The sequence below is a fragment of the uncultured Methanobrevibacter sp. genome (assembly GCF_937906425.1).
Classification (GTDB): Archaea; Methanobacteriota; Methanobacteria; order Methanobacteriales; family Methanobacteriaceae; genus Methanobrevibacter.
Window position 1 is genome coordinate 1 of sequence record NZ_CALCYR010000205.1, and the last position, 2,010, is coordinate 2,010.

General features: G+C 30.2%; 2 protein-coding genes. Both read right to left on the reverse strand.

Annotated features, from left to right (window positions below; genetic code table 11):
- Positions 1-251 precede the first annotated feature (251 nt).
- Positions 252-932, reverse strand: a complete 681-nt coding sequence (locus Q0138_RS05945) for a 2,5-diamino-6-(ribosylamino)-4(3H)-pyrimidinone 5'-phosphate reductase (protein ID WP_297982037.1) — start codon at positions 930-932, stop codon at positions 252-254.
- Between the two features lie 52 nt (positions 933-984).
- Complete coding sequence (locus tag Q0138_RS05950) at positions 985-1,746, reverse strand: TatD family hydrolase (RefSeq protein ID WP_297982035.1); 762 nt, start codon at positions 1,744-1,746, stop codon at positions 985-987.
- Between the last annotated feature and the right edge of the window lie 264 nt (positions 1,747-2,010).

Genomic DNA, 2,010 nt, shown 5'->3' on the forward strand with positions numbered 1-2,010 from the left:
TTTAAGAATTTTTTAATTAATTTTAATTAATTTTAATTAATTTTAATTAATTTTAATTAATTTTTATTAATTTTTATTAATTTTTATTAATTTTTATTAATTTTAATGTATTTTTAATTTATTTAATTTAATTTATTAATTAAATTTATTAAATTTATTAAATTTATTTTATAACCTATTTTTTCTATTATAATTTGATTTCAATTAATTTAATAAAAATAGAATAAAAAAAAGTTTATTATAAAAATAAACTATTTTTTAACCTTATACTCCATAATAAAGTCTTTTCCCAATGGATAACTGTCAATCAATTCCAATTGTACAGCATCACTCATATAGTCAAAGCCTTCACCATCAAAGAAAGTCTTTGAATCCTTGCCTCCAACAATCATAGGGGCAATACATATCTTAACTTCATCTATCAAACCATCCTTTATCATGGAAAAGTTCAATGTTGAACCTCCCTCCAACATCAATTTTCCTATTCCCCTTTCATAAAGATATTCCATAAACTCCACAAGATCTACAGAATCGCCAGTGGAATAAAAGACTTCACATTTTTCCTCCAATGACCTTGCCCTTTTAACTGCTTCCTCATCGCAGTTCGGATTAGTTTCATCACATATATTGCCCACTGCAATAATTGTTTGAGCATCATCATTCAGGATTCTGAAGTGAAGGGGAGTTCTTGCCCTATTGTCAACAACAACACGAATTGGATTATCCTCCTTTTTGGCATTGATCTTATGAACAGTCAATCGTGGGTCATCTGCCAAAACGGTTCCAATGCCAACCATGATGCCGTCAACATCCTTTCTGATTTCATGAACCCTTTCAAGATCATCACTGCCTGAAATCTCAGAACTGCCTGTTTTTGTAGCAATCTTTCCATCAAGAGTCATTGCCGCATTTAAAATAACATAAGGTTTCATAATATCAAAGTAAATATAATAATTGTTAATATAATCAATCGTCTTTTTAAAATTATATGCCGAATACTTTCCTGGCATTCTTTTCAGTAGTCTCATCTACATAGGCAACATCCAAATCCTGCAATTCAGCTAATTTATTAACTGCACGCTGAACATTCAAAGGTTCATTTCTCTCATCCTTGGTCATTGCCAAATAGGGACTGTCAGTTTCTGTCAGGATTCTTTCAATAGGGATTTCCCTAAACAATTCCTGATGCCTTTGACTATAGCAGACCATTGTTGAACAGCTGATGTAATAATTGTCCTTATCCAGCATTCTTCTTGCTGTCTTAAGGCTTCCCCCATAACAGTGAAAGATTACCTTTGGAATGTCATCATAGTCCTGAATCAGATTGAATATCTTACGTTCACAGTCCCTTCCATGAATGAGAAGGGGCTTTTTATATTCATTTGCAATTTCAACAAAGCCCATGAATATTTCCTGCGGCCTCAACCTCATTGCCTTGTCTGTACAGTAGAAGAAATCCATGCCAACCTCGCCGACAGCCAAAATCTCATCCAAATGATCTATCATCTGCTTGTGAGCTGCATCTATTTCCTCTTGAGGGGAATTTTGTGAACTTACAGGATGAAAACCAAATGTGGGATAAACAAAACCTTCATACTTTTTGGAAAGAGCCAAAGCCTTTTCATTACTTTCAAGCCCATATCCAGAGTTTACAATAGCGTTAAGCTTTTCCCTTGCCCTTGAAATAACTTCCTCTCGATCTGAGTCAAACTCATCAAAATCAATATGACAATGTGTATCTATCATAAAATCACGAATAATATTTTAATAATTTTTTTAAATTGAAATAGTGTTTTTATTCTTTTAAACTTAAAAAACCGTTTTAAATTTTTTAATTAAAAAAACTGTTTTTATTCTTTTAAACTTAAAAAACCGTTTTAAATTTTTTAATTAAAAAAACTGTTTTTATTCTTTTAAACTTAAAAAACCGTTTTAAATTTTTTAATTAAAAAAACTGTTTTTATTCTTTTAAACTTAAAAAACCGTTTTAAATTTTTTAATTAAAAAAAC

What these genes read in the sequence shown, in the direction of transcription:
- Q0138_RS05950 (WP_297982035.1), bottom strand. Translation starts at nt 1,746, where the DNA reads ATGATAGATACACATTGTCATATTGATTTTGATGAGTTTGACTCAGAT.
- Q0138_RS05945 (WP_297982037.1), bottom strand. Translation starts at nt 932, where the DNA reads ATGAAACCTTATGTTATTTTAAATGCGGCAATGACTCTTGATGGAAAG.